General features: G+C 54.2%; 18 protein-coding genes and 1 pseudogene. 7 read left to right on the top strand and 12 right to left on the bottom strand.

What is annotated here, in order from left to right; all coding sequences use genetic code 11:
• Window positions 1-7: 7 nt before the first annotated feature.
• The 5 genes and pseudogenes from ACQE3Y_RS11655 to rstA form a co-directional block, all read right to left on the bottom strand.
• On the bottom strand, window positions 8-823 hold the full coding sequence (locus ACQE3Y_RS11655) for a trypsin-like serine peptidase (RefSeq protein ID WP_426972495.1): 816 nt from the start codon (window positions 821-823) through the stop codon (window positions 8-10).
• Window positions 824-1,176: 353 nt separating this feature from the next.
• Window positions 1,177-1,455 (bottom strand): annotated as a pseudogene (gene asr / locus ACQE3Y_RS11650) (acid resistance repetitive basic protein Asr); the annotation flags it as partial.
• A gap of 167 nt (window positions 1,456-1,622) precedes the next feature.
• Window positions 1,623-3,113, bottom strand: coding sequence for a carboxypeptidase M32 (locus ACQE3Y_RS11645; RefSeq protein WP_426981733.1), 1,491 nt, complete (start codon window positions 3,111-3,113; stop codon window positions 1,623-1,625).
• A gap of 14 nt (window positions 3,114-3,127) precedes the next feature.
• The gene (gene rstB, locus ACQE3Y_RS11640; protein WP_426972498.1) at window positions 3,128-4,435 is read right to left on the bottom strand and encodes a two-component system sensor histidine kinase RstB; all 1,308 of its coding nucleotides are present in this window, start codon (window positions 4,433-4,435) and stop codon (window positions 3,128-3,130) included.
• Complete coding sequence (rstA, locus tag ACQE3Y_RS11635; RefSeq protein ID WP_426981732.1) at window positions 4,435-5,157, bottom strand: two-component system response regulator RstA; 723 nt, start codon at window positions 5,155-5,157, stop codon at window positions 4,435-4,437. Before rstA ends, rstB begins: the two co-directional genes overlap by 1 nt.
• A 177-nt stretch (window positions 5,158-5,334) precedes the next feature.
• On the opposite strand from rstA, the gene ACQE3Y_RS11630 reads away from it, so the two are divergent.
• Window positions 5,335-5,748 (top strand): hypothetical protein, encoded by a 414-nt coding sequence (locus ACQE3Y_RS11630; protein WP_426972500.1) that lies wholly within the window; start codon window positions 5,335-5,337, stop codon window positions 5,746-5,748.
• Here ACQE3Y_RS11630 and ACQE3Y_RS11625 read toward each other — a convergent pair whose 3' ends face one another.
• Both ACQE3Y_RS11625 and ydgH read right to left on the bottom strand, forming a co-directional pair.
• Window positions 5,749-7,140, bottom strand: a complete 1,392-nt coding sequence (locus tag ACQE3Y_RS11625) for a basic amino acid/polyamine antiporter (protein WP_426972502.1) — start codon at window positions 7,138-7,140, stop codon at window positions 5,749-5,751.
• 211 nt (window positions 7,141-7,351) lie between these two features.
• Entirely contained in the window at window positions 7,352-8,305 is a 954-nt protein-coding gene (gene ydgH, locus ACQE3Y_RS11620; protein WP_426972504.1) for a DUF1471 family protein YdgH, read from the bottom strand.
• Between the two features lie 513 nt (window positions 8,306-8,818).
• Here ydgH and pntA point away from each other — a divergent pair.
• Window positions 8,819-10,348, top strand: coding sequence for a Re/Si-specific NAD(P)(+) transhydrogenase subunit alpha (gene pntA / locus ACQE3Y_RS11615; protein ID WP_426981731.1), 1,530 nt, complete (start codon window positions 8,819-8,821; stop codon window positions 10,346-10,348).
• A gap of 11 nt (window positions 10,349-10,359) precedes the next feature.
• On the top strand, window positions 10,360-11,751 hold the full coding sequence (gene pntB, locus ACQE3Y_RS11610; protein ID WP_426981730.1) for a Re/Si-specific NAD(P)(+) transhydrogenase subunit beta: 1,392 nt from the start codon (window positions 10,360-10,362) through the stop codon (window positions 11,749-11,751).
• A gap of 127 nt (window positions 11,752-11,878) precedes the next feature.
• Here the strand turns inward: pntB and ACQE3Y_RS11605 are convergent, their stop codons facing one another.
• From ACQE3Y_RS11605 to ACQE3Y_RS11590, 4 genes are all read right to left on the bottom strand, one after another.
• Window positions 11,879-12,469, bottom strand: a complete 591-nt coding sequence (locus ACQE3Y_RS11605; protein WP_426972509.1) for a hypothetical protein — start codon at window positions 12,467-12,469, stop codon at window positions 11,879-11,881.
• Entirely contained in the window at window positions 12,469-12,813 is a 345-nt protein-coding gene (locus ACQE3Y_RS11600) for a hypothetical protein (protein ID WP_426972511.1), read from the bottom strand. The genes ACQE3Y_RS11605 and ACQE3Y_RS11600 overlap by 1 nt, the downstream gene beginning before the upstream one ends.
• Before the next feature lie 281 nt (window positions 12,814-13,094).
• Window positions 13,095-14,045 (bottom strand): universal stress protein UspE, encoded by a 951-nt coding sequence (gene uspE, locus ACQE3Y_RS11595; protein ID WP_426981729.1) that lies wholly within the window; start codon window positions 14,043-14,045, stop codon window positions 13,095-13,097.
• A 118-nt stretch (window positions 14,046-14,163) separates the two neighbouring features.
• Window positions 14,164-14,916, bottom strand: coding sequence for an FNR family transcription factor (locus ACQE3Y_RS11590; protein WP_085071672.1), 753 nt, complete (start codon window positions 14,914-14,916; stop codon window positions 14,164-14,166).
• 395 nt (window positions 14,917-15,311) lie between these two features.
• On the opposite strand from ACQE3Y_RS11590, the gene smrA reads away from it, so the two are divergent.
• Entirely contained in the window at window positions 15,312-15,875 is a 564-nt protein-coding gene (gene smrA / locus ACQE3Y_RS11585; RefSeq protein WP_426972513.1) for a DNA endonuclease SmrA, read from the top strand.
• Window positions 15,876-15,938: 63 nt separating this feature from the next.
• Here smrA and ACQE3Y_RS11580 read toward each other — a convergent pair whose 3' ends face one another.
• Window positions 15,939-16,862 carry a LysR substrate-binding domain-containing protein gene (locus ACQE3Y_RS11580; RefSeq protein ID WP_426972514.1) on the bottom strand — a complete coding sequence of 308 codons (924 nt, stop codon included), beginning with the start codon at window positions 16,860-16,862 and terminating at the stop codon, window positions 15,939-15,941.
• A 318-nt stretch (window positions 16,863-17,180) separates the two neighbouring features.
• Here ACQE3Y_RS11580 and ACQE3Y_RS11575 point away from each other — a divergent pair, with 318 nt between their 5' ends.
• The 3 genes from ACQE3Y_RS11575 to ACQE3Y_RS11565 all read left to right on the top strand — a co-directional run bounded on the left by ACQE3Y_RS11575 (window position 17,181) and on the right by ACQE3Y_RS11565 (window position 21,774).
• On the top strand, window positions 17,181-18,491 hold the full coding sequence (locus ACQE3Y_RS11575; protein WP_426981812.1) for an MFS transporter: 1,311 nt from the start codon (window positions 17,181-17,183) through the stop codon (window positions 18,489-18,491).
• Between the two features lie 141 nt (window positions 18,492-18,632).
• On the top strand, window positions 18,633-19,970 hold the full coding sequence (gene hglS / locus ACQE3Y_RS11570; RefSeq protein WP_426972516.1) for a 2-oxoadipate dioxygenase/decarboxylase HglS: 1,338 nt from the start codon (window positions 18,633-18,635) through the stop codon (window positions 19,968-19,970).
• A 286-nt stretch (window positions 19,971-20,256) separates the two neighbouring features.
• Complete coding sequence (locus ACQE3Y_RS11565) at window positions 20,257-21,774, top strand: carboxylesterase/lipase family protein (RefSeq protein WP_426981728.1); 1,518 nt, start codon at window positions 20,257-20,259, stop codon at window positions 21,772-21,774.
• Window positions 21,775-21,845 lie beyond the last annotated feature (71 nt).

The raw sequence follows: 21,845 nt of genomic DNA, 5'->3' as shown, positions 1-21,845 counted from the left end.
CGCTGGGTTATTCAGCGGCCAGCGCTTCCAGCTCGTCATGAAACGCGGTCACGGCTATCGCCCGGTTATCGGCGCGGTAGCGATCTGCTGCCGCCGGTGCCGAGCTTTGTACTGCAATAAGCCGCCAGCCTTCGGCCGTTTGCAGCAGTAAAGGCGATCCGCTGTCGCCAGGCAGGGTATCGCACTGATGTGACAGTACCGAACGCTGCGCCCAGCCAGTAATCAAACAGTCGCTGTGTGACCAGAGCGCATCAAGATGATCTTCCGGGTAACCCGCCTGAGTGACTTTCCGGCCAGTGGTTTTTAACGCGGCGGTCAGATCGCTGCGCGAGCCGCTAAACAGTGGCACTGGCGTAATACCGGAAGGCGGGTTGCGCAGCACAATCAGACCATAGTCATACGGAGCTGCTGCCGCAGGCACAATCCAGCCATCGCCATCCGCCTTGAGTTTTTCCCCCAGACCTGGATCTACGCGTCCTTCGATATCATGGATCTCATAGCGCCAGCCGTTATCGCTGGCAATAAAGCGCAGCGCAACTGGCTTATCAAGCTTGCCCGGTGGCGTAACCAGGCAGTGCCCGGCGGTCAGTGCCAGATGTGTTGAAATAAGCGTTGCGCTGCAGAGGTTACCGCTGGCGGTTTCCAGTTGCCCAATTGCTTCCCAGGGCACGCTGGCGGGATGCGCAATGGGCTGACGATCGTCATGACCAAAGAACAGGGTCTTGAGCTCTTCAGGACCTGGGGCATCATCGCTCTCATCATCCGCATGAGAAAAGCAGGAAAAACAGAGTAAACCCACTACTAACACAGCCGTTATGCGCATATCTCACTCAAACAAGGGGAGAATTATAAGAAGAAAAGGGTTAACACGCGTCATGCGTAACTATAGACGGTGAGAAGCAAAAAAGGGAGTTTAATTCGGAATATCAGTACGCTACGTGCATCAAACGTAGAAGCAGGCCGCAATGACACCGCAGAGGATCATGACGAAGAGAATAATTTCGAAACGATAGCGACGTACCACTTCTGCTACTCCAGGATAAAACACCCGGCAAACCGGGTGTCTGAGATGGATAACCAGGCAGCTGCGCCTCAGGCGATTTTAAGCGCCGCCGCTTATCATGCCCGGTAACCCGGGCGTCGTCAGGCGGTCATCGCGAGGAGCTTTGATGTTTATTTTGCGGCAGGCTTAACAACTTTTTTATGATGCTTTTTCGCCGCCTGCGCTTTCTGCGCTACCGGCTTAGCGGCATGTTTGTGATGCTTTTTCGCGGCCTGCGCTTTTTGCGCGGCGGCTTTCTTATGTTTGTGATGGACCACTTTGTGTGAGGCTTTCGCCGGAGCAGCAGTGGTCGTAGTCGCGGTGGCAGCCGGAGCGGCGGCAGTATCCGCTGCGAAAGCCACGGAAGAGATACCCATAGCAGCGGCTACAACCAGAGCAAATAATTTTTTCATTGCAAGACCCTCTATTTCTTTATCATTAGCCCACTGCGGGGCCGGTGAAGAGACTATAGAGAAACGCGGTTGGGCTTTCCGTGAGTGATTGGTATCGGCGTGTAACCGAATGTACAGCGCGGAAGAAGTCTGGCCTGCCTGTCAGCAGGCCAGCTAACGGCAGAAGGCTATGCAGAAGCCAGATAGCGCTGTTCCAGATGGCGACGGAAATGCAGCGGGTTGAGATCTTCACCGCTCGCCTGAGTGATCAACTGGGCGGTAGGGAAGCGGCTGCCGTGCTGCCAGATATTCTGCGAAAGCCAGTTAAAAATCGGCTGCAGTTCACCGGCAGCGATCTGCGCTTCCAGCTGCGGCAGCGCGCGCTTCAGCGCCTGGAACAGCTGTGCCGCATACATTGCGCCCAGCGTATAGGTTGGGAAATAGCCGAATGCGCCGTCGGTCCAGTGAATATCCTGCATACAGCCATCACGGTAGTTGCCTTTGGTATCCAGACCCAGATAGCGCTGCATCTTCTCATCCCACAGCGCCGGAATGTCGTCCACCTCAATATCACCGGCGATCAGGGCGCGTTCGATTTCATAACGCAGGATAACATGCAGCGGATAGCTGACTTCATCGGCATCAACGCGAATAAAACCGCGCTTCACGCGCTGGTTAAGTCGCACAAAATTAGCGGGCGTCAAAGCGGGCTGTTCGCCCATCTGCGCTATAACCTGCGGCAGTATGTGCTGCAGAAACGGTGCGCTGCGCGCCAGTTGCATTTCAAAGAACAGACTTTGCGACTCATGAACCGCAGTGGATCGTGCCAGCGCTACCGGCTGACCACGCCAGGTTTTCGGCAGATTTTGCTCATAGCGCGCGTGTCCGGTTTCATGGATCACGCCCATCATGGCGCTGACGAATTCGTTTTCGTTATAGCGCGTAGTGATGCGCACATCATCCGGTACGCCACCGCAGAAAGGATGCGCGCTGACGTCCAGGCGACCGGCATTAAAATCGAATCCAAGCAGTTTCATCAACTGCAAACCCAACTGACGCTGCGCCTCAATTGGAAAAGGGCCGACGGGCGTATCAACCGGCTCGGCAGCCTGTTTTTCCACTACGCGCGCGAGCAGGTCCGGCAGCCACTGGATAAGATCGCCAAAGGTTACGTCAAGCTGAGCGCTGGTCATACCCGGCTCATAAAGGTCCAGCAGTGCGTCATAGCGTGAACAGCCCGCCGCCTGAGCGCGAATTTCTGCCTCTTCGCGACTCAGGAGCACCACCTCTTTCAGATTGGCGGCGAAACCCTGCCAGTCATTCGCGGGCCGCTGTTGCCGCCAGGCATGTTCACAGCGTGAACCCGCCAGCGATTTTGCTTCCACCAGCGCAGCGGGAAGCAGCGCCGCCTGCTGCCAGGCACGTTGCATCTCCAGCAGGTTGGCCTGCTCCACATCATTCAACGATTCTTGTTGCGCCGCCTCCAGCAGGGTTTTAACCCGGCTGTCGGTGAGCAACTGGTGCTGCAACACGCTTAGCTCGGCCAGCGCTTCACCGCGCGCCAGGCTACCCGCGGGCGGCATCATGGTTTGCATATCCCAGCCGGCAATGGCGGAAAGATGTCCAAAGCGCGACAGGCGCTGAAAGGTTTGGGTAAGTTGTTGATAAGCAGATGTCACGCAAATCTCCTTGCTCAGTTAAGGCGGCTCGCCGTATCTCGCAAGGGTAAATCAACCGGCCAGCAAAAGCGAACGCTGGCACCGCCCAGCGGGCTGCTGTCGATGGTAACGTGACCGTCAAGCGCCAGCGCCACGGACTGCACAATCGCCAAACCCAGACCGCAACCGCCAGTGGCCCGGTCACGGCTGGGATCGAGCCGGACAAACGGCTCAAGAACGCGCTGCCGCTCCTCTGCCGGGATCCCCGGACCATCGTCTTCCACCTGTAAACAGGCCAGATTGCCGTCGAACCACAGACCAACCCGCAATCGCTGCTGTGTATAGCGCAGCGCATTATTGACCAGGTTATCCAGCACGCGCTCCATGAGTCGCGTATCGGAGACGCCAAAATTGTCGCGCTGCGGCAGATCCAGGGCGATGTCATAGTCAGGGTGAACAGAGCGAATGTCAGCAATACGCTCGTTGAGCCAGCTGGCAAGATCGACCGGCTGAAGAAACAGATCTACCTGCGGGCGATCGAGGCGCGCGTAGGTTAATAGCTCTTCGATCAGGGACTCCAGCTGTCCAATGTCGCGCTTAAGCGCGGTGGATTCTGTCGCGCTAAGGTTATCACTCATCTCCAGTCGGTAGCGCAGCCGCACCAACGGCGTACGCAGCTCGTGGGCAATGTTATCAATCAGCTGTTTTTTACTGGCCACCAGCGTATTGATATTGTCCGCCATCTGGTTAAAAGCCACTCCCAGGCGTAGCAGACTCGAGGCGTTATCAAAATGGATACGCTCATCAAGATGGCCCTTACCGAAGCGCTGCGCCGCCGACTCCAGCTTCAGCATATCCTTCCAGTAGGGACGCATCCAGATAAACACCGGTAGCGCCAGCGACATACCGATAAAGGCCAGGAGCGCAATATCCAGCAGCCGCATCTCATGCAGAAAGAACAGATAGGGGATGGGCCCGACCGCCAGCACATAATGGCTGCGGGGAATATGCTGTAAAAAAGTATACTCGTCATCCAGCGCGACAATCTCTCCGGCGCGCAGGCGGCGCATGTTGCCAGCATCAAGCTGATATTTGGTGATCGGCTCGATATGCAGCTTAAAGGAGAGGTTAAGGTCGAGATTGTTGATGGTTTTGTTCCAGTCGCGCGGCGGAATTTCCCGTAGCTCGCTGCGCATCAAATAGAGCGAGCTTTTCATAAGGTCATCCATCGACTGCCGCCCGGCGCGTTCAGCGGTAAACTTATAGACCAGCCCCACCAGCATGGTCATCACCAGAAAACAGACAAACAGCAGCAGATAAAACTGAATAAAAAGTTTTCTCATTACGCGTGGATATCCCAGGCATGGGGCGCGAACAGATAACCTTTGTTACGAATGGTTTTAATGCGATAAGGTTCAGTTGCGCTGTCCTGAAGCTTTTTCCGCAGGCGCGAAATAGCCACATCGATACTGCGATCCATGCCGTCATAGCTAACGCCACGCAGCGTTTTCAGCAGGGCGTCGCGGTTCAGGATTTGTCCGGCATGGATAGCCAGCTCCCAGAGCAGATCGTAATCGGCAGTGGAAAGCGCGATAACCTCATCGCCCAGCGTGACCTGGCGATTAAGAGGATCGATGGTGAGCGAGCCAAAGCGCAGCGCTTTTTGGCTGTTAACCACCGGGGCAAACTCATCATGCTGTGCCACGCTCGCCTGCCGTAAATGCAGCCGCAGACGCGCCAGCAGCACCGCTGGCGGCGTGGTTTTCAGGATATAGTCATTCGCGCCCATCTCCAGCGACAGAATATGATTCATATCGCTGTCCAGCGAGGTCAATAGCACAATCGGACCAGGCCAGCTGGCACGCAAATCACGGCACAATGTCATGCCGTCTTTGCCGGGTAACATAATGTCCAGCATCACCAGATCAGGCTGTTCGCGGGCGATAACCTCTTCAGCGCGATCGCCACGGCTTTCAATAATCACCTCAAGGCCGTGACGGATTAGCCAGGCGGCGATCAGCTCACCTACCTCGGGATCATCTTCTACGAAAACTATTTTATTCATGATACGGGAATTCAGGCTGCAGATCACAGCAGCATAACCTTTTCAGTTAATAACAACTATCAACGTCACTTAAATGACGTAAGATGTCTATTACAAGCCGGGGAAACTATGCCATTATATCTGCAGGGTTGTTAATGTAGGTTGTAACCCTTTTTTCTGGCCAGGAGGAGAGTGAGGGTGTCAGATAAACTGCTGGCGTCTGCGGGGCTAAGCGACCGCATCTGCTTCAATTATACCGATTTTCTTGCTGCATCCTGTAAAAAGCGCTGGAGCTTTGTTGATGCAATTTATGGCGTAATGCCTATTTTCGGCATGGTGACGCGTAATCCGGCGGATTCGCAACGGCCGCCTTCCGAGCGCTTAAAAGAATTAGCGCTGCAAATCATTTCGACCCAGGTAAGCGATGAAATCAACATCGCCCGGCTGATCACCTTAGCCGAACAGCAGCATATCGCGCAGTTTGATATATTATTGCCTTATCCGCTTTCCAGCGAACAGCTTGACGCTATTCATCAGGAATATCGCAAGCCATTGTCGCTGTCGCAGCAGGAGGAGCGGCTGACCATTCAGTTTCCAGCCGCTCCACATTAGTTACTTTATTAACATCCATGTCGCCGGAAAGGCGCCCACCACCAGCAGAGCGATCGCGACACGTTCAACCACGCTCAGCGCACTGAATGCCCGACCGCCACGGCGGGCAAACAGAAACAGCAGCATACCCGGTGCGTAGAGAACCACCGACAGCAGCAGATGCAGCGGGCCGGAGGCATAAAGCAGCCACAGGCCATATATGCAGGCGCCCAGCGCCACCGCCGTCATCCATGCCTCGCCTTTGTTCCACACCAGCTTCAGCAAATACGCGCCTACCAGAAAATAGGGCACCAGCACCATTTCCGACGCGATGGTCAGCAGCGTGTTGTAATCAGAATTGGTTAACCAGATTAAGATCAGGCAAACCTGCACGCTGCCGTTGGTTAACCACAGCGAGGCAGAAGGGGCGTTATGACGGTTTTGTCTGCTCAGACTACGCGGAAACGCACCCTGCTGCGCCGCGATTAAAGGCACTTCGGCAGCCATAATCGTCCAGCTCAGATAGGCGCCGCATACGGAAACCACCAGCCCCAGCGCGATAACTGCATTACCCCATGAGCCAATCAGTTTGGTCATCAATCCGGCCATAGAAGGATTGCGCATCTCCGCCAGCTCAGCGCGTGGCACAATACCCAGCGAGAGCAGGGTAACCAGCAGATAAACGGTAAGGGCCGCCAGTACCGCCAGCAGCGTGGCTTTGCCGACGTCGCGCTTATTGCGCGCCCGGGCTGAAACCACCACCGCACCCTCTACGCCGATAAATACCCACAACGTAATCAGCATGGTTTGCTTGACCTGCTCCCAAACCGGCTGCCCCAGCTCAACGCCGGTAAAATCGAAGCGGAACCGATCAAGGTTAAAAGCGATTATCGCCAGCACCACGAACAGGCCGAGCGGCACCAGTTTGCCCAACGTGGCGAGCATATTAATACTGGCCGCCGTCTGCACGCCGCGTAAAACCAGCCAGTGTACCAGCCACAGCAGCAGCGAAGCGCCGAGCATCGCCTGCCAGGTATTGCCATCGCCAAAAATCACATGCCCCGGGGAGTCGGTAAAAAAGCTCAGCGCAGAGAAAACGATAACCAGGTAGGAAACATTGGCGATCACGGCGCACAGCCAGTAACCCCAGGCGGAGCTAAAGCCGACCAGTTCGCCGAATCCATCGCGGGCATAGGTAAAGATTCCGCCGTCCAGCTCCGGCTTCAGGCGCGTCAACAGCAACAGCGCCAGCGAAAGAAACAGAATACCCGCGCCGGTAATGGCCCAACCGATAAGAAGCGCGGCGGGGCTGGCTACCGCAGCCATATTTTGCGGCAGGCTAAAAACCCCTGCGCCCAGCATGGAGCTGAGTACCAGCGCGGTCAGCGCGCTAAGGCCTAATTTTTTGTCCAAGAAACCGTCCTGAAACAGAATAAATAACCAGGGAACCGCGTAGCGGTTGACTTTTAATCAGGCAGAAAGAGATGAAATCCCTCTTTTCCGCTGAAATAAGGCGGGGATTTTACGGAGTGCGAAGGCGTCACGCAATGCGTGTCTATGCAAAAAGCGCTACAGATTATTCAGAATATGACGGAGCGGCAGAAGCGCCGCTCCGGGAAGAAGGTTATTTAAACAGATCGGCAGTAACGGTCAGGTTGCCGCCGCTCTGGTTCTGCCACTGACGCGTCACGTGATAGAACCTGGCGCCTTTCTCTGCAGCACGCTTGGCGACCGCTTCAGAGATCTCCGTTGGCGTACCGAAGTGGCCAGTAAAGGTAACAGTATCAAACGGCTGCATCTGCGCAGCAGTAATCGCATTCACTTCCTGAATCTCTGTGCCGTTCGGCAGGCGCACAGTATAACGCTCACCAGAAGAGCTCTGGGTTTCGAAGAAACGACCAACTTTGTTGCTTGGCGTTTCTGACGAGGCTACGCCGGGCAGCTCTACCTGTTTCGCCGCAGCGCCACCAGCGGCCAGCGCCGCTTTACCCGCTTCCGAGTTACGTGGAATAGCATTCGGGCTTTGCACCTGACGTTTTGGCGCATCGGCTTTATAGACATACGCGGTGACATACTGGTTGCCGCCGCTGTTGGCGTCAATCTGACGTACAATAAAGAAAGAGGCGGCGCCTTTTTCTTTAGCTGCTTTGCCAATCGCTTCATTCACTTCCGGCTGGCTATGATAGAAGCCGCTGACGGAAACGGTATCGAAAGGCTCCAGCGTATTAGCTTCCGTTTTAGGCAGCTCTTTTACGCCGCTAAAGTAACGATAGTCTGGTGTTTTGTCTGCGGCAGGGGCATCGGCGTGATAGAGATCGGCCGTAACGCGCCAGTTGCCGCCGTTGCCCGTTGCGTCGTTAATTCCCTGAATATAAAAGGCTGCTGCGCCCTTGCTATCCGCACGTCGGGAGACCGCCTCGCTGGCATCACCAATAGAATTAAAACGACCGCTAATATTAATACGTTCGAATGGTTTCAACGCGGCCGCTTTTTCTGGTGAAAGCTCCTGCGCCGCCTGGGCGGTCAGCGCCATTGATGACAGCAGAGCAGTCAACAGAAGAGTGTTCTTCAGCTTCATAAAAATAATCCTTCGCCTTACGCAAAAATTGAGTACGAAAACGTGCTGGACTCTTGATGTGTAACAGATTAGCTGGAGATTATTGCATGTAATAATGGTCGCTGTCTCAGGCAATTTATGCCATTCAGGCTTTGAGATTTCATCACTAAAAAGTGCGCCTGCAATGAACGCAATTTGCCCGGGATTAGGGCGCCGTTATCGATTTAAGCGGTTAATCATACAACTTATTTAGTTAATTAGTTGTTAAATAAGAATAATGTGGCGGTCGATGTGCTTTTTTATTGCCTCTTCTGCAGCAGATTATGGCTTATGACGCGCAGGTAACATGGCAAATATAGTGGATGAGCGCAGCGGCAAGGGATTTTTGCATGAAAACTTTTAACGCAGCCTGTAGCGGGTAGATTACGCGACATATATTCAGTAGGTTATAAACACTTTGATACAAAGTCCGGGACGCAAAACGGCGCTGTCGTTGCGTTTCCATATCATCACTAACCGATGAAAGGGAAAACTATGTTAATTGGAGTACCCAAAGAGCGGTTGCCAAATGAAGCCCGCGTGGCTGCAACGCCGAAAACGGTGGAACAGCTATTGAAGCTGGGTTTTAGCGTGGCAATTGAACAGCAGGCAGGCATTGCGGCAAGCTTTGCCGATAGCGCTTATCAGCAGGCAGGTGCCACGCTGGTGGATCGCCAGCAGGCTTTGCAGGCCGATATTGTGCTGAAAGTTAACGCACCTGATGACGAAGAGATCGCTCTGCTGCGTGAGGGCAGCACCCTGATAAGCTTTATCTGGCCCGCGCAGAATCCGCAGCTGATGGAAAAGCTGGCCGCGCGCAACATCAACGTGATGGCGATGGATGCGGTGCCGCGAATTTCCCGTGCGCAATCTTTGGATGCGCTGAGTTCCATGGCGAATATCGCCGGTTACCGTGCAGTGGTGGAAGCGGCGCATGAGTTTGGGCGCTTCTTTACCGGCCAGATCACTGCCGCAGGAAAGGTGCCTCCAGCCAAAGTTATGGTCATCGGCGCAGGCGTAGCGGGACTGGCCGCTATTGGTGCCGCTCGTAGCCTGGGCGCTATTGTACGTGCTTTTGATACCCGTCCTGAAGTCAAAGAGCAGGTCAAAAGCATGGGGGCCGAATTCCTTGAGCTTGATTTCAAAGAGGAAGCGGGCAGCGGCGACGGCTATGCCAAAGTGATGTCAGAGGCCTTTATTGAGGCGGAAATGGCGCTGTTCGCCGCCCAGGCCAAAGAGGTGGATATCATTATCACCACGGCGCTTATTCCTGGTAAACCCGCACCGCGCCTGATTACTCGCGATATGGTTGCCGCCATGAAGCCCGGCAGCGTGGTGGTGGATCTGGCGGCGCAAACCGGCGGTAACTGTGAACTCACCGTTGCGGACAGCATTACCACCACCGCCAACGGCGTAAAAATCATTGGCTATACCGATTTGCCCAGCCGTCTGCCCACCCAGTCTTCCCAGCTCTACAGCACTAACCTGGTCAATCTATTAAAGCTTCTGTGCAAAGAGAAAAACGGCGAAATCGACATTAACTTCGACGACGTGGTGATCCGTGGCGTAACCACGGTGCGTGCTGGCGAAGTGACCTGGCCTGCGCCGCCAATTCAGGTTTCTGCCGCCCCGAAAGCGGCACAACCCGCAGCCGAGCCGCAGGCGGTGCCGACAACACCCGCCTCGCCGTGGCGTAAATATCTGCTGCTGGCGCTGGCGATTGTGCTGTTCGCCTGTCTTGCTAACGTGGCTCCGGCGGCTTTCCTTTCACACTTTACCGTTTTTGCGCTCTCGTGTGTGGTGGGATATTACGTGGTGTGGAATGTCAGCCACTCGCTGCATACCCCTTTAATGTCAGTAACCAACGCCATTTCCGGGATTATTGTTGTGGGTGCGCTGTTGCAAATGGGGCACGGCGGCTGGGTCACTTTCCTGTCCTTTATTGCCGTTTTGATTGCCAGCATCAACATCTTTGGCGGTTTTACCGTAACTCAGCGCATGCTGAAAATGTTTCGTAAAAATTAAGGGGTAACAACATGTCTGGCGGATTAGTTACTGCAGCATATATTGTTGCCGCAATCCTGTTTATTTGTAGCCTGGCGGGGCTTTCGAAGCATGAAACCTCGAAACAGGGGAACATTTTTGGCATGGCGGGCATGGGCATCGCGCTCTTTGCCACTATCTTTGGCCCGGATACCGGCAATATCGCCTGGATTTTATTGGCGATGGTTATCGGGGGCGCTATCGGTATTCATCTGGCGAAAAAGGTCGAAATGACCGAAATGCCGGAGCTGGTGGCGATCCTGCACAGCTTCGTTGGTCTGGCGGCGGTGCTGGTAGGGTTGAACAGCTATATCGATCACGGTCCCGGCCTGGAGCCGGTGATGGAAAATATTCACCTGACGGAGATTTTCCTCGGCATCTTTATCGGCGCGGTGACCTTTACCGGTTCGCTGGTGGCGTTTGGCAAGCTGCGCGGAAAGATTTCGTCGCGCCCGCTGATGCTGCCGCATCGTCACAAGCTTAATCTGCTGGCGCTGGTGGTTTCTTTCCTGCTGCTGTGGATATTTGTTCGCACCGACAGCGTTGGGCTGCAAATCTTTGCGCTGTTAATCATGACGGTAATTGCGCTGGCCTTTGGCTGGCACCTGGTCGCCTCGATCGGCGGCGCAGATATGCCGGTGGTGGTTTCGATGCTGAACTCCTATTCCGGCTGGGCGGCAGCGGCGGCAGGTTTTATGCTGAGCAACGATTTGCTGATTGTCACCGGCGCGCTGGTGGGCTCTTCGGGCGCTATCCTCTCCTACATTATGTGTAAGGCGATGAACCGTTCGTTTATCAGCGTCATCGCCGGCGGCTTCGGCACCGACAGTAGCGCGGCGTCAGGTGAGGGCGAAGAAAGCGGCGAGTATCGTGAGATCAGCGCGCAGGATACGGCTGAGCTGTTGAAAAACTCTTCCACGGTGCTCATCACACCGGGCTATGGCATGGCGGTAGCGCAGGCGCAGTATCCGGTAGCGGAGATCACGGAGAAACTGCGTGCGCGCGGTATCAATGTGCGGTTTGGTATTCATCCTGTTGCTGGTCGTCTGCCGGGGCATATGAACGTTCTGCTGGCAGAAGCAAAAGTGCCGTATGACGTGGTACTGGAGATGGATGAAATCAATGATGACTTCGCAAATACCGATACGGTGCTGGTGATTGGCGCGAACGATACCGTTAACCCGGCTGCACAGGAAGATCCCCGCAGTCCGATTGCCGGTATGCCAGTGCTGGAAGTCTGGAAAGCGCAAAACGTAGTGGTGTTTAAGCGCTCAATGAACACCGGCTACGCGGGCGTACAGAATCCGCTGTTCTTTAAAGAGAATACGCAGATGCTGTTTGGCGATGCCAAAGTCAGCGTAGAATCGATCCTTAAAGCGCTGTAAGGCAATCAAAAAAGCCGCTGTTGACGTCACGCCAACAGCGGCTTTTGTTTGCGAGTCCCGAACTTGCACAGAGAACATTTTCTCTCACAGTATATCGACGCTGGAGGCTCGGCTAATTAACTCAACATCAATTTCTTGCCAGCCGCATAGCACGTGCCAGCGCAGCGATACGTTGAGTCCGGCAAAAAAGAACAAATGCAATAAATGCTCTGCTGTTAAACAAATAGCGGCATCCGAACCATAAACACAGCGCAATTACCATCAGCAGGCAATGCTGCATATCGCCAGTAACCAGAGCACAGAAGAGTAACAGTAACGATACCAGGGCAAGGCTATGATAAACGCCGCTATACCAGAGCAAGCCTGCTGTTTTCCCACGCGCGATAAGGTAGGTCGCGGTGAGATTACTCAATATAAACAGTATTGAGGGAGCGAAAAATAACAGCGCGTGCAGGGGAGAAGGTAACGATGGCACCATTGCCAGCATAGTTAACATATCCAGTGCAAAAACCAATAAAAACAGCAGCAGCGCCAAAGCTAAGGGAAAGCCATTTTGTTTTGGCATCTCATGGCTCGACTTAGCGAACCAGCGTTCCATATCAATGGTAGAGTGCCGTAGCAGGCTATCATCTTTACGCGAGATCGTTATGTCCACTTCACGACCATGCTGCAGCAAATCGCTGAAATATCGGCCCGAGAGAAAGTGTGTCAACTGCATTACAGCACCGCCAGCGACTGAATGGTGCCATTAATATAGAATGATGATGAGGAAACCGCCGCGGTCAGGGATTTGCCAACGCTATGAGTGGTACTTTTTTCAGGCATTTTGGTTACAATAACATGCGTTATTATCCCACTTTGTCCATTAGGGTGACGTTTACCCGGACGCACCAGATAACGTTGCTCGCCTTCCGCATAAATAATGCCTGCCAGGCTGAAATCGCGGGTGCAATCCATAGCGGCGCCCAAAGCAGCAAAATCGAAATCAGAGATGCCTTTGTGGGTTAAACGGGTAAAGCTATAGTCAGGGAGGGTACTTTTTGCGAATCCTGGCAGCGCCATTTTGCTTTCCTTTTTGCAACGTTTATAAGCAGCAATAACATTTACCCTGGCCTCTTTTATCTATGTGAAAAGGCCAGTAGCTGAAGCGAGCTGATAAAAATTATTAATTTATATTAATACTTTCCCCTCTCTGTACAGCGACAGTAAACATTTCTGAGACTAATGTCTGGACCTGATCATTACTCGCGAGCCTGATTCGCCAGCTTCCCCTAAAAAGTAAAAGCCGCTGTTGGCATTGGGCCAACAGCGGCTTTTGTTTGCGCTGTAATTACCGGCGCGCTTTAATCATCCTCGTCATCATCCAGCTCAAACGGCGAGGTAAAATTGTCTGGTTTAATCACCAGCAAATCGCAACGTAAATGATCGATAACCTGTTCAGCGGTGTTACCTAAAAATGCCGCCGACAGCCCGGTACGCCCAATAGTGCCTAACACCACAACGCCGGCGTTAAGGTGATCTGCCAAATCGGGAATCACTTCCTCCGGCAAACCTTTAGCTACGTGAGTAAACTTTTCATCAATAGAGAACTTTTGCCGTAGCGCTTTCATTGCCACCAGATGCTGGCCGCGAATGGCATCGTTATAGACGCTGGGATCAAAATCAGGCAGTTCGATGGCAATATTGATTGGCGTAACCGGGTAGGCACCTACCAGATGCACCTCAGTATGGTTAACCATAGCGGCCAGTTCGGTGGTTTCACGAATCAGCTTTTGATTAAGACCGTCATGATGAGGTTCTTCACTGGCGAGGTTAACGGCAACCACTGCCTTACCCTGTTCTGGCCAGGGCTGATCTTTCACCATCCAGACCGGGCAGGGACATTTGCGTAACAAATGCCAGTCGGTAGGGGTAAAAATCACTGACTCCAGCCGATCGTGCTGGTGGGCCATTTTCAACACCAGATCATGCTGGCCGGTGAGGACTTCCTCAATAATCGCTTCAAAAGGACGATTATGCCACACAACTTTGATATCGATATTTACGCCCGCTTCGAGATAAGCGTGTGCCTGCTCGCGAATCCATTCTGTCCGCTGGCTAATCACCCCCTGACGCATGGTGACGCGTTCATCGGGTGAAAGAAGGGTGGTCATCTCGTAGGAAAAATCATAGATGGGCAAAAAAGCCTTAATTTTTCCGCCGATACGCTGGTTGAGATAAACAGCCCGCCGCAATGCAGGCTGATCGTCCTGTTCAGGATCTATCGCCACCAGAATATTTTGATACTTAACCATAACGGCTTCTCCAAACACCAGAGCGTGTCAGCTAAAGATAGCCCATTAGCGGGTCAGGCAAAAGAGGAAAAGTTGTAGCCGGATCAATAAAATAACAATTAGTGATCCGGCTAACTTATCAGGCAGCGCCGCGACTTTGACCAGCCAGCTCGGCCAGCATTGGATGGTCTTCGATGGTGATATATTTGCCTTTCACCGCCAGCATACCGCTTTTCTGGAAGCGACCCAGCAGACGACTGATGGTTTCTACCGTCAGGCCCAGATAGTTACCAATATCGCCACGCGTCATGGTAAGACGGAACTCGCGCTGTGAGAAGCCACGCTGGCCAAAACGGCGCGCCAGATTCCAGATAAAGGCAGCCAGACGCTCTTCGGCATTTTTCTTGGACAGCAGCAGGATCATATCCTGATCGCCTTTGATCTCGCCGCTCATCAGACGCATCATCTGCTGGCGCAGGGCAGGCATTTTGCCGGAGAGGTCATCCAGCGTTTCAAAAGGAATTTCGCAGACCATTGAGGTTTCCAGCGCCTGAGCAAAGCTGGGGTGATGCCCGGAGCCGATAGCATCGAAGCCCACCAGGTCGCCCGCCAGGTGAAAACCGGTGATTTGTTCATCGCCCTGTTCGGTAATGGTGTAGCTTTTAATGGTTCCGGAGCGAATAGCATATAACGAACGCAGTTCATCACCGGCCTTGAACAATGCCTGGCCTTTTTGAATCGGCTTTTTACGTTCGATAATATTGTCCAGCTGGTCCAGTTCGTGCTCATTCAGCGTGAAGGGAATACACAGTTGACTGATGCTACAGTCCTGGCAATGAATTGCGCATCCACCAGACTGGATGCGACGAATGCTTCGTTTTTCCGGGATCATGATACATCCTCGACAATAATTGACTGAGGTCAATTTTAACATTCTTCATGAGCGAAATGGAATGCATAAGCGCACATTTAACCGCATAAAAAGCAGGGACGTTATCGATTAATATCCTGAATGTAATATAAGGGTAAATTTCAGGCGTTATTTTGTTAATTGATGAGGGAAAACAACTTTTTTAATGTTGCCGAACAGAAACCTGTTGTTAACACTTAACTAACCTGTCAAAAAATAATCGGCAGGAAGGTTAATAAATCAACACTGGTTAACGCGCTGCTCAAGCGCAGCTTTGGCTTTTGGCAACGCCTCGCCAATCGGTTAAACTTGCCGGGACGCACGGTCATTTCCTTCTTCGTGCATTGCCACGACATATCAGGCGTGAGGTAAGCCCCATGAACCTTGACGATAGAGATCTGTTTCGTGACGCCATGGAAGATGTCACTCCGCTGAAAGATTGCGCTAATATTCACTGGCTAAAAGCGCCGACGCCAAAAGCGCCGCGTCAGCCGGTTAATGAGGAAGTAGAGAACTTCCTTACCCGAGGCTACCTCGATATTGTTCCGCTGAACGAGCCACTGGAATATAAAGCCGAAGGCATCCAGCAGGGCGTGCTTGATAAGCTGCGTTTGGGTAAATACAAGCCCGACGCCAGCCTTAATCTGTTGCGTCAACCCGTAGAGTCCTGCCGACAGGCGCTCTTTGCCTTTATCATGGAAGCGCGAAAGGATAACCTGCGCAATCTGTTGATTGTGCATGGGAAAGGCAGGCAGGATGAATCTCACGCTAATATTGTGCGCAGCTATCTGGCGCGCTGGCTGCGGCAGTTTGACGATGTGCAGGCGTACTGTATCGCCCAGCCACAGCATGGCGGCAGCGGCGCAATATATGTTGGGATGCGTAAAACAGAACAGGCGCGGCTGGATAACCGCGAACGGCACGCAAAACGCAGCCGATAACCTCTGCGGCTGGCGTTGACCAGATGTTAATACCTTTGTCCGCCTGCACTCATGCTGCCGCTGTTATCCTGAATGACATTTACGAATGGTCGCCAGCAGGATCTCGGCGCTAAGAGAGAGCGGGTTGCCGGAACGGGTGATAATGCCTACCGGCTCCCCGGGGCCGTGCGAGGCGACAGGCAATGCCACCAGCGAACTGTGTGATAAATCTTCTTTTATCGCGCCCGACGGCACAAACCATACATAGTCATAACGCAGCGCAAGCTGGCGCGCCAGCGAGGTAGAAGAGGTTTCCACACAGCTGGCGGGCAGCTGGCAGCCCTGTTCATCCATCATGGCCTGAGCAATACGACGCGGCGCAGTTCCTTCCGGTGAAATCACCACCGGCCACTGTAGCGCCCGGGAAAGCGTGACGTTGTCACTTAAAAGCGGGTGTTCGGGCCTGACCACCAGCCGTAAGGACTCCAGAAACAGCAGTTCATAAGAGAGCCCGGCCATCATATCGGCATCCGCCATGCGGCCAATGCCGATATCAAACTCACCCGCTTTCAATCCCGCCAGCAGCACATTGTTGTGCAGCGTAGCAACCTGCACCGTGGCCTGCGGCTGCTGCTGATGAAAACGGTCAAGAATTTGCGGCAGCATGCCCATCGCTGCCGTAGTCAGCGCCCCAAGGCGGATCACTACCGGTCTGTCGCTGACGGGATTAGCGAAGGACTGTCCGGCATGGTTAAGCGCATCAAGGACCTTGATGGCGTGCGTTAAAAACTGTTCGCCGATGGTAGTAAGCTGCGCGCCAAGCCGCCCGCGTTCAAACAGGCGTACTCCGGTCAGCTCTTCCAGTTCGTTAAGGGTTTTAGAAAGCGCGGGCTGGCTCAGGCTGAGCGTTTCCGCCGCGCGGCCCAGCGTACCTTGCTGTGCAACCGCCACGAACGTATGTAAATGACGCAGACGAATGCGCTGATTAAACAGATAGTTTTTGTCCATAGAGAAAGAGTAGAGAGACCTGCAGAATGAACGCAAGCAATAAGCTGTAATTCTGTTAACTTTATTGCAAATTATATTTAACATTATCGTGCTTTGTTCAGAAAAACGTCTGCTTTTAATGCCCCGAAGGTAATCTTTTCGCACGCCACCATAACTTTTCTGCATGGTTAACCGCAGCGGCCACGGGCAAAACAAGCTGGTTGAGAAAATTTCAGGCAGGCGCAAAGTCATAGCCGCAGAGCGCAGCGTTTCGCTATGATAAGGCGTTTTATTTTGCGCGGGCGCTTTATCCGTTAACCAGCCACAGGGAGTAGAGTTCTGGACAGCACACAGGCCATTGATGTTCGTCAACAAATTAACCAGCACGCCTTAAGTGCATTTCAGCGACGGATTATTGCCCTCTGTTTTATTATCGTTGCGCTGGATGGAATGGACATTGCATTGATGGGCTTTATTGCGCCCGCTTTGCGCAGCGCCTGGCACATTTCCAGTCACCAGCTCGGTATGGCGATCGGTGCCGCCCTGGTTGGACTGGCGCTGGGCGCGATGTTTGCCGGTCCGCTGGCCGATCGTTACGGACGACGCTGGATCATTATCTGCAGCGTTTTCTTTTTTGGCCTCTGGACGCTGGCGACGGCGCTGGCGCAAAACATCGAGCAGATGATGTTATTCCGTCTGCTGACCGGATTAGGGCTGGGGGCTGCGATGCCCAACGTGGGCACGCTGGTATCTGAGTATGCGCCTGAGCGACAGCGGGCATTTTTAATTACCGTTGTGTTTTGCGGTTTCACTTTCGGCGCGGCCAGCGGCGGTTTTGCCGCCTCCTGGCTTATCCCGGCTTTCGGCTGGCAAGCGGTACTGCTGCTGGGAGGGATTTTACCCCTGTTGCTGCTGCCGCTGCTGCTGCGTTACCTGCCTGAATCGGTACGTTTCCTGCTGGCGCATCAGGCACCGCACTGGCGCATCCGCGCAATCGTCGAAAAGATGTGGCCGGGCAGTACCACGCCATACAGCACTTTCCTGTATCCCGCACGGGTTCCGGGCGCAGGCAGTATCCGTACTGTGCTTTCCGGGCAATACCGTTTCGGTAGCCTGATGCTGTGGGGCGGCTACTTTATGGGCCTGTTTCTGGTTTACCTGATTGGTAGCTGGATGCCTGCGCTAATAGGCGATCTGGGTTTAAGCGTGACCGCCGCCGCGCTGATTACCGCAATGTATCAGGCAGGAGGCACCGTGGGATCGCTGTTCGCTGGCTGGTTAATGGATCGGGTTAACGCCAACCTGGCGCTGGCGGCTATCTATTTTGGTGGCGCGCTGACAACGATTTTACTGGGTTGCGTACCCGCCCAGCCGCTGTTAATGGCGGGGATCGCTTTTTGCTGCGGCTTCTGTTTCAACGGCGCTAATACCGGGATGAATGCGTTGGCCGCCAGCTACTATCCCACGGCGGCGCGCGCTACCGGCTCCAGCTGGATGCACGGTATCGGGCGCATCGGCGCTATCCTGAGCGCCTTCGCCGGCGCACAAATGTTGGCGCTGGGCTGGTCGTTTAGCCAAATTTTCATGCTGCTGGCGTTGCCTGCGGTGTTTACTACGCTGATGCTGCTGGCGAAACAGCGCTGGGGCTAATGCGGCCACGCTTGTAAAGAGGGCGTGACAGCCAGCGTTGCGCCGCTTTCACCGTCGCGATCACAAATTTAACAACTTTTTTCCGCCCCTTTTTTGCTTGCTCTACAGTGGCAACAGAGAAACGCAAAATAAGGCGGAGTTATGCAAAAGTTTGTTAGCGCGGATGCGCTGCGGGAACGTTTTTCTCAGGCGATGTCCGCCATGTATCAGCAGGAGGTTCCGCAGTATGGCACCTTATTAACGCTGGTGGCGGAGGTCAATCAGCAGGTACTGGCGCAGGACAGCGCTCTGGCGGAGCGGCTTACCGCGGCGGATGAGCTGTCGCGTTTGAGCGTGGAGCGTCACGGCGCGATTCGGGTCGGCAGTGCGCAAGAGTTGAATACGCTGCGCCAGCTGTTTGCCATTATGGGCATGCATCCGGTGGGTTATTACGATCTGGCTCCGGCGGGCGTGCCGGTTCACTCAACGGCCTTTCGTCCGGTAGACGCGGACGCGCTGCGTCGCAACCCGTTTCGGCTGTTCACCTCTTTGCTACGGCTGGAGCTGATTGAGGACGCGGCGTTACGGCAAAAGGCGCAGTCGATACTTGCGGCCCGTGAGATTTTTACGCCGCGCTGCCTGGCGTTGATAGAGCAGCATCAGCAGCAGGGCGGTTTCGATGAGCAGACAGCCGCTGAGTTTGTGCGCGAGGCGCTTGAAACCTTCCGCTGGCATCGACAAACCACCGTTGACCGTGCGACTTATTACGCGCTGCATCAGCAGCACCGTCTGATAGCCGACGTGGTCAGTTTTCCGGGATGTCATATCAATCACCTTACGCCGCGCACGCTGGATATCGATCGGGCTCAGGCCTTGATGCCAGAGCGGGGGATAGTACCCAAGGCGATCATTGAAGGGCCGCCGCGCCGCCAGGTACCCATTTTATTGCGCCAGACCAGTTTCAAAGCGCTGGAAGAGCCGGTAACGTTTTGTGATGGCGGCGAGGGCAGCCACACGGCGCGCTTTGGTGAGATCGAACAGCGTGGCGTGGCGCTGACGCCCGCAGGACGGCAGCGTTACGATAGCCTGTTGTCGCAGGCGGGCAGCGGCAGCGATAACCAGCAGCATCAGCAGCATCTTGCCGACATCTTTCAGGATTTTCCCGATAACGAACGGCTGTTGCGTCAGCAACAACTCGCCTGGTTTGAGTACAGGCTAACGGAAAAGGGCCGACAGCAGGGATTTCCGCCCGATGCGGATAAAGAAGCGCTGATTGACCAGGGGCTGCTGGTGGCCGATCCGCAGATTTACGAAGATTTCTTGCCCGTCAGCGCCGCCGGTATCTTCCAGTCCAATCTGGGCGAACAGGCGCAGGAATCTTTTTCAGCCGCCGCCAGCCGCGCCAGTTTTGAAGAGGCGTTAGGCGGTGCCGTTATCGATGAGATGACGCTGTATGAGGCGCGACAGACAGCAAGCCTGCAACGCTGCGGATTAAGCTGAATCGCTAATATTTCGTGCAGGCGGGCATTGATAGCCAGCGCGAACAGTATCACGATCCTTATCATTCAGGCGTATTCAGCCCGCGTTTCAGGCTGGATACGCCCCTCAGCATTTCCTGTTTTTATCGCTTCTGTCTGTTCCTTTGTGCTACTTAAACCCGCTGTTTATCCGAAATGCTGTTCATCAGGCTGATTTCGCCTCGGCATAATCTGCAAAATTGCCGTCAGCATAGACATTAAAACCGTGTCTGCGAATAATAAGCCGGAGCTTCACATTGGAAAAAATAATGAAGAATGAATCTTTAAGGATACACACGGCAGAAGGTGCATTACGCGGCGCAATTGATGAAGGCATTTTTGTTTTCAAGGGCATTCCCTATGCGGCTCCGCCGACAGGCGCACTGCGCTGGCGTGCCCCCAGGCCAGTCGCCCCGTGGAAAGAGGTGCGTGACGCCACACAGTGGGGCAATGCCAGCTGGCAGCAGCGTGAATATTGCGTGCTGGCGGGCGGCGGCGATCCCGGCAACCTCAGCGAAGATTGCCTTTATCTCAACGTCTGGTCGCCGGAGATCCAGCCGTCGCGTCCACTGCCGGTTATGGTCTGGATCCACGGCGGCGGCTTTACTATCGGCGCGGGCAGCCTGGCACCTTATAACGGTAAAGCATTAGCGGCGCGTGGCGTGGTAGTGGTAACGCTCAATTATCGTCTTGGGCATCTGGGCTTTTTTGCTCATCCGGCGCTGGATGCTGAGTTCCCGCCTGGCGAAGCGATCAATAACTTCGCACTGCTCGATCAAATTGCAGCGCTGCAGTGGGTACAGCGTAATATTGCCTCCTTTGGCGGCGATCGACGCAACGTTACCATTTTTGGCGAATCCTCAGGCGGACGCAGCGTACTGTCGCTGTTTGCTTCACCGCTGGCGGCAGGGCTATTTCACAAAGGTATTGTGCAGAGCGCCTACAGTCTGCCAGATAAAAAGCGTGATGAGGCGCTGACCAATGGCGTGGCGGTGGCGCATCATCTCGGCCTGAAAAACGCCAGCGCGGAAGCGTTGCGCGCCTTGCCTGCCGACAGTTTTTGTTCGCTGCCGCCGCATCTGGGCAACGGGCCGGTAGCGATCGCTGGCGACCGGGTACTGCCGAAACCGATGGTAGAGGTGTTTGCCGCTGCTCGCCAGCACCGTTATCCCCTGATGATCGGTTACAACAGTGATGAGGCCAGCGTGCTGGAGTATTTCGGTATGGATCCCACCAGCACTATTACCCGTTTACGTCAGCGACGTCCGCTGTTGCTGAAGCTGATTAAATCGCTTTATGACGAACATGACGATCATCGTCTTGGACGTAAAGTTGCGCGTGATATGGCTTTTGGCACCATTACCTGGCTGGCAGTGCAGGCACAGCATCGACGCGGCGTGCCGGGCTGGCGCTATTATTTTGACTATGTTTCGGAAAACGCGCGCGACCTCTGCCGCTATGGCAGCTGGCATGGAAACGAAATCCCTTACGTGATGGAAACAATGCGTGCCGAGAACCCACAGATGGCGGATCGTCCCTTTACCGCAGGGGATCGTCAGTTTGCCCGGCGAATCAGCGAATACTGGCTGCGTTTTGCGCATGACGCGACGGAATTTTCGCATCAGCTTACGGGTGAAATCAGCTGGCCAGCCTGGCGCCCTGGCGAAGACGTTACCTTGCGTTTTGGCGTTAAAGGCGAGGCGGCGGTCATCCCGCAGCACCGTTTTATGCGTGTACGCCTGCGCCTGTTGCGTTTGCTGATGCGTGCGATGGTCAAACTGCGCTAATTACTTAACAAAATCGTCACTTTAAGTGACAAAATTTTGTGCGTTTCCGGTAACATAAAACTGATTTTTTC

Origin of the sequence: Pantoea sp. FN0305, from assembly GCF_050113845.1 — a bacterium.
In the GTDB taxonomy this organism is placed as follows: Bacteria; Pseudomonadota; Gammaproteobacteria; order Enterobacterales; family Enterobacteriaceae; genus Mixta; species Mixta alhagi.
This window is presented reverse-complemented; position numbering and strand designations above follow the sequence as displayed.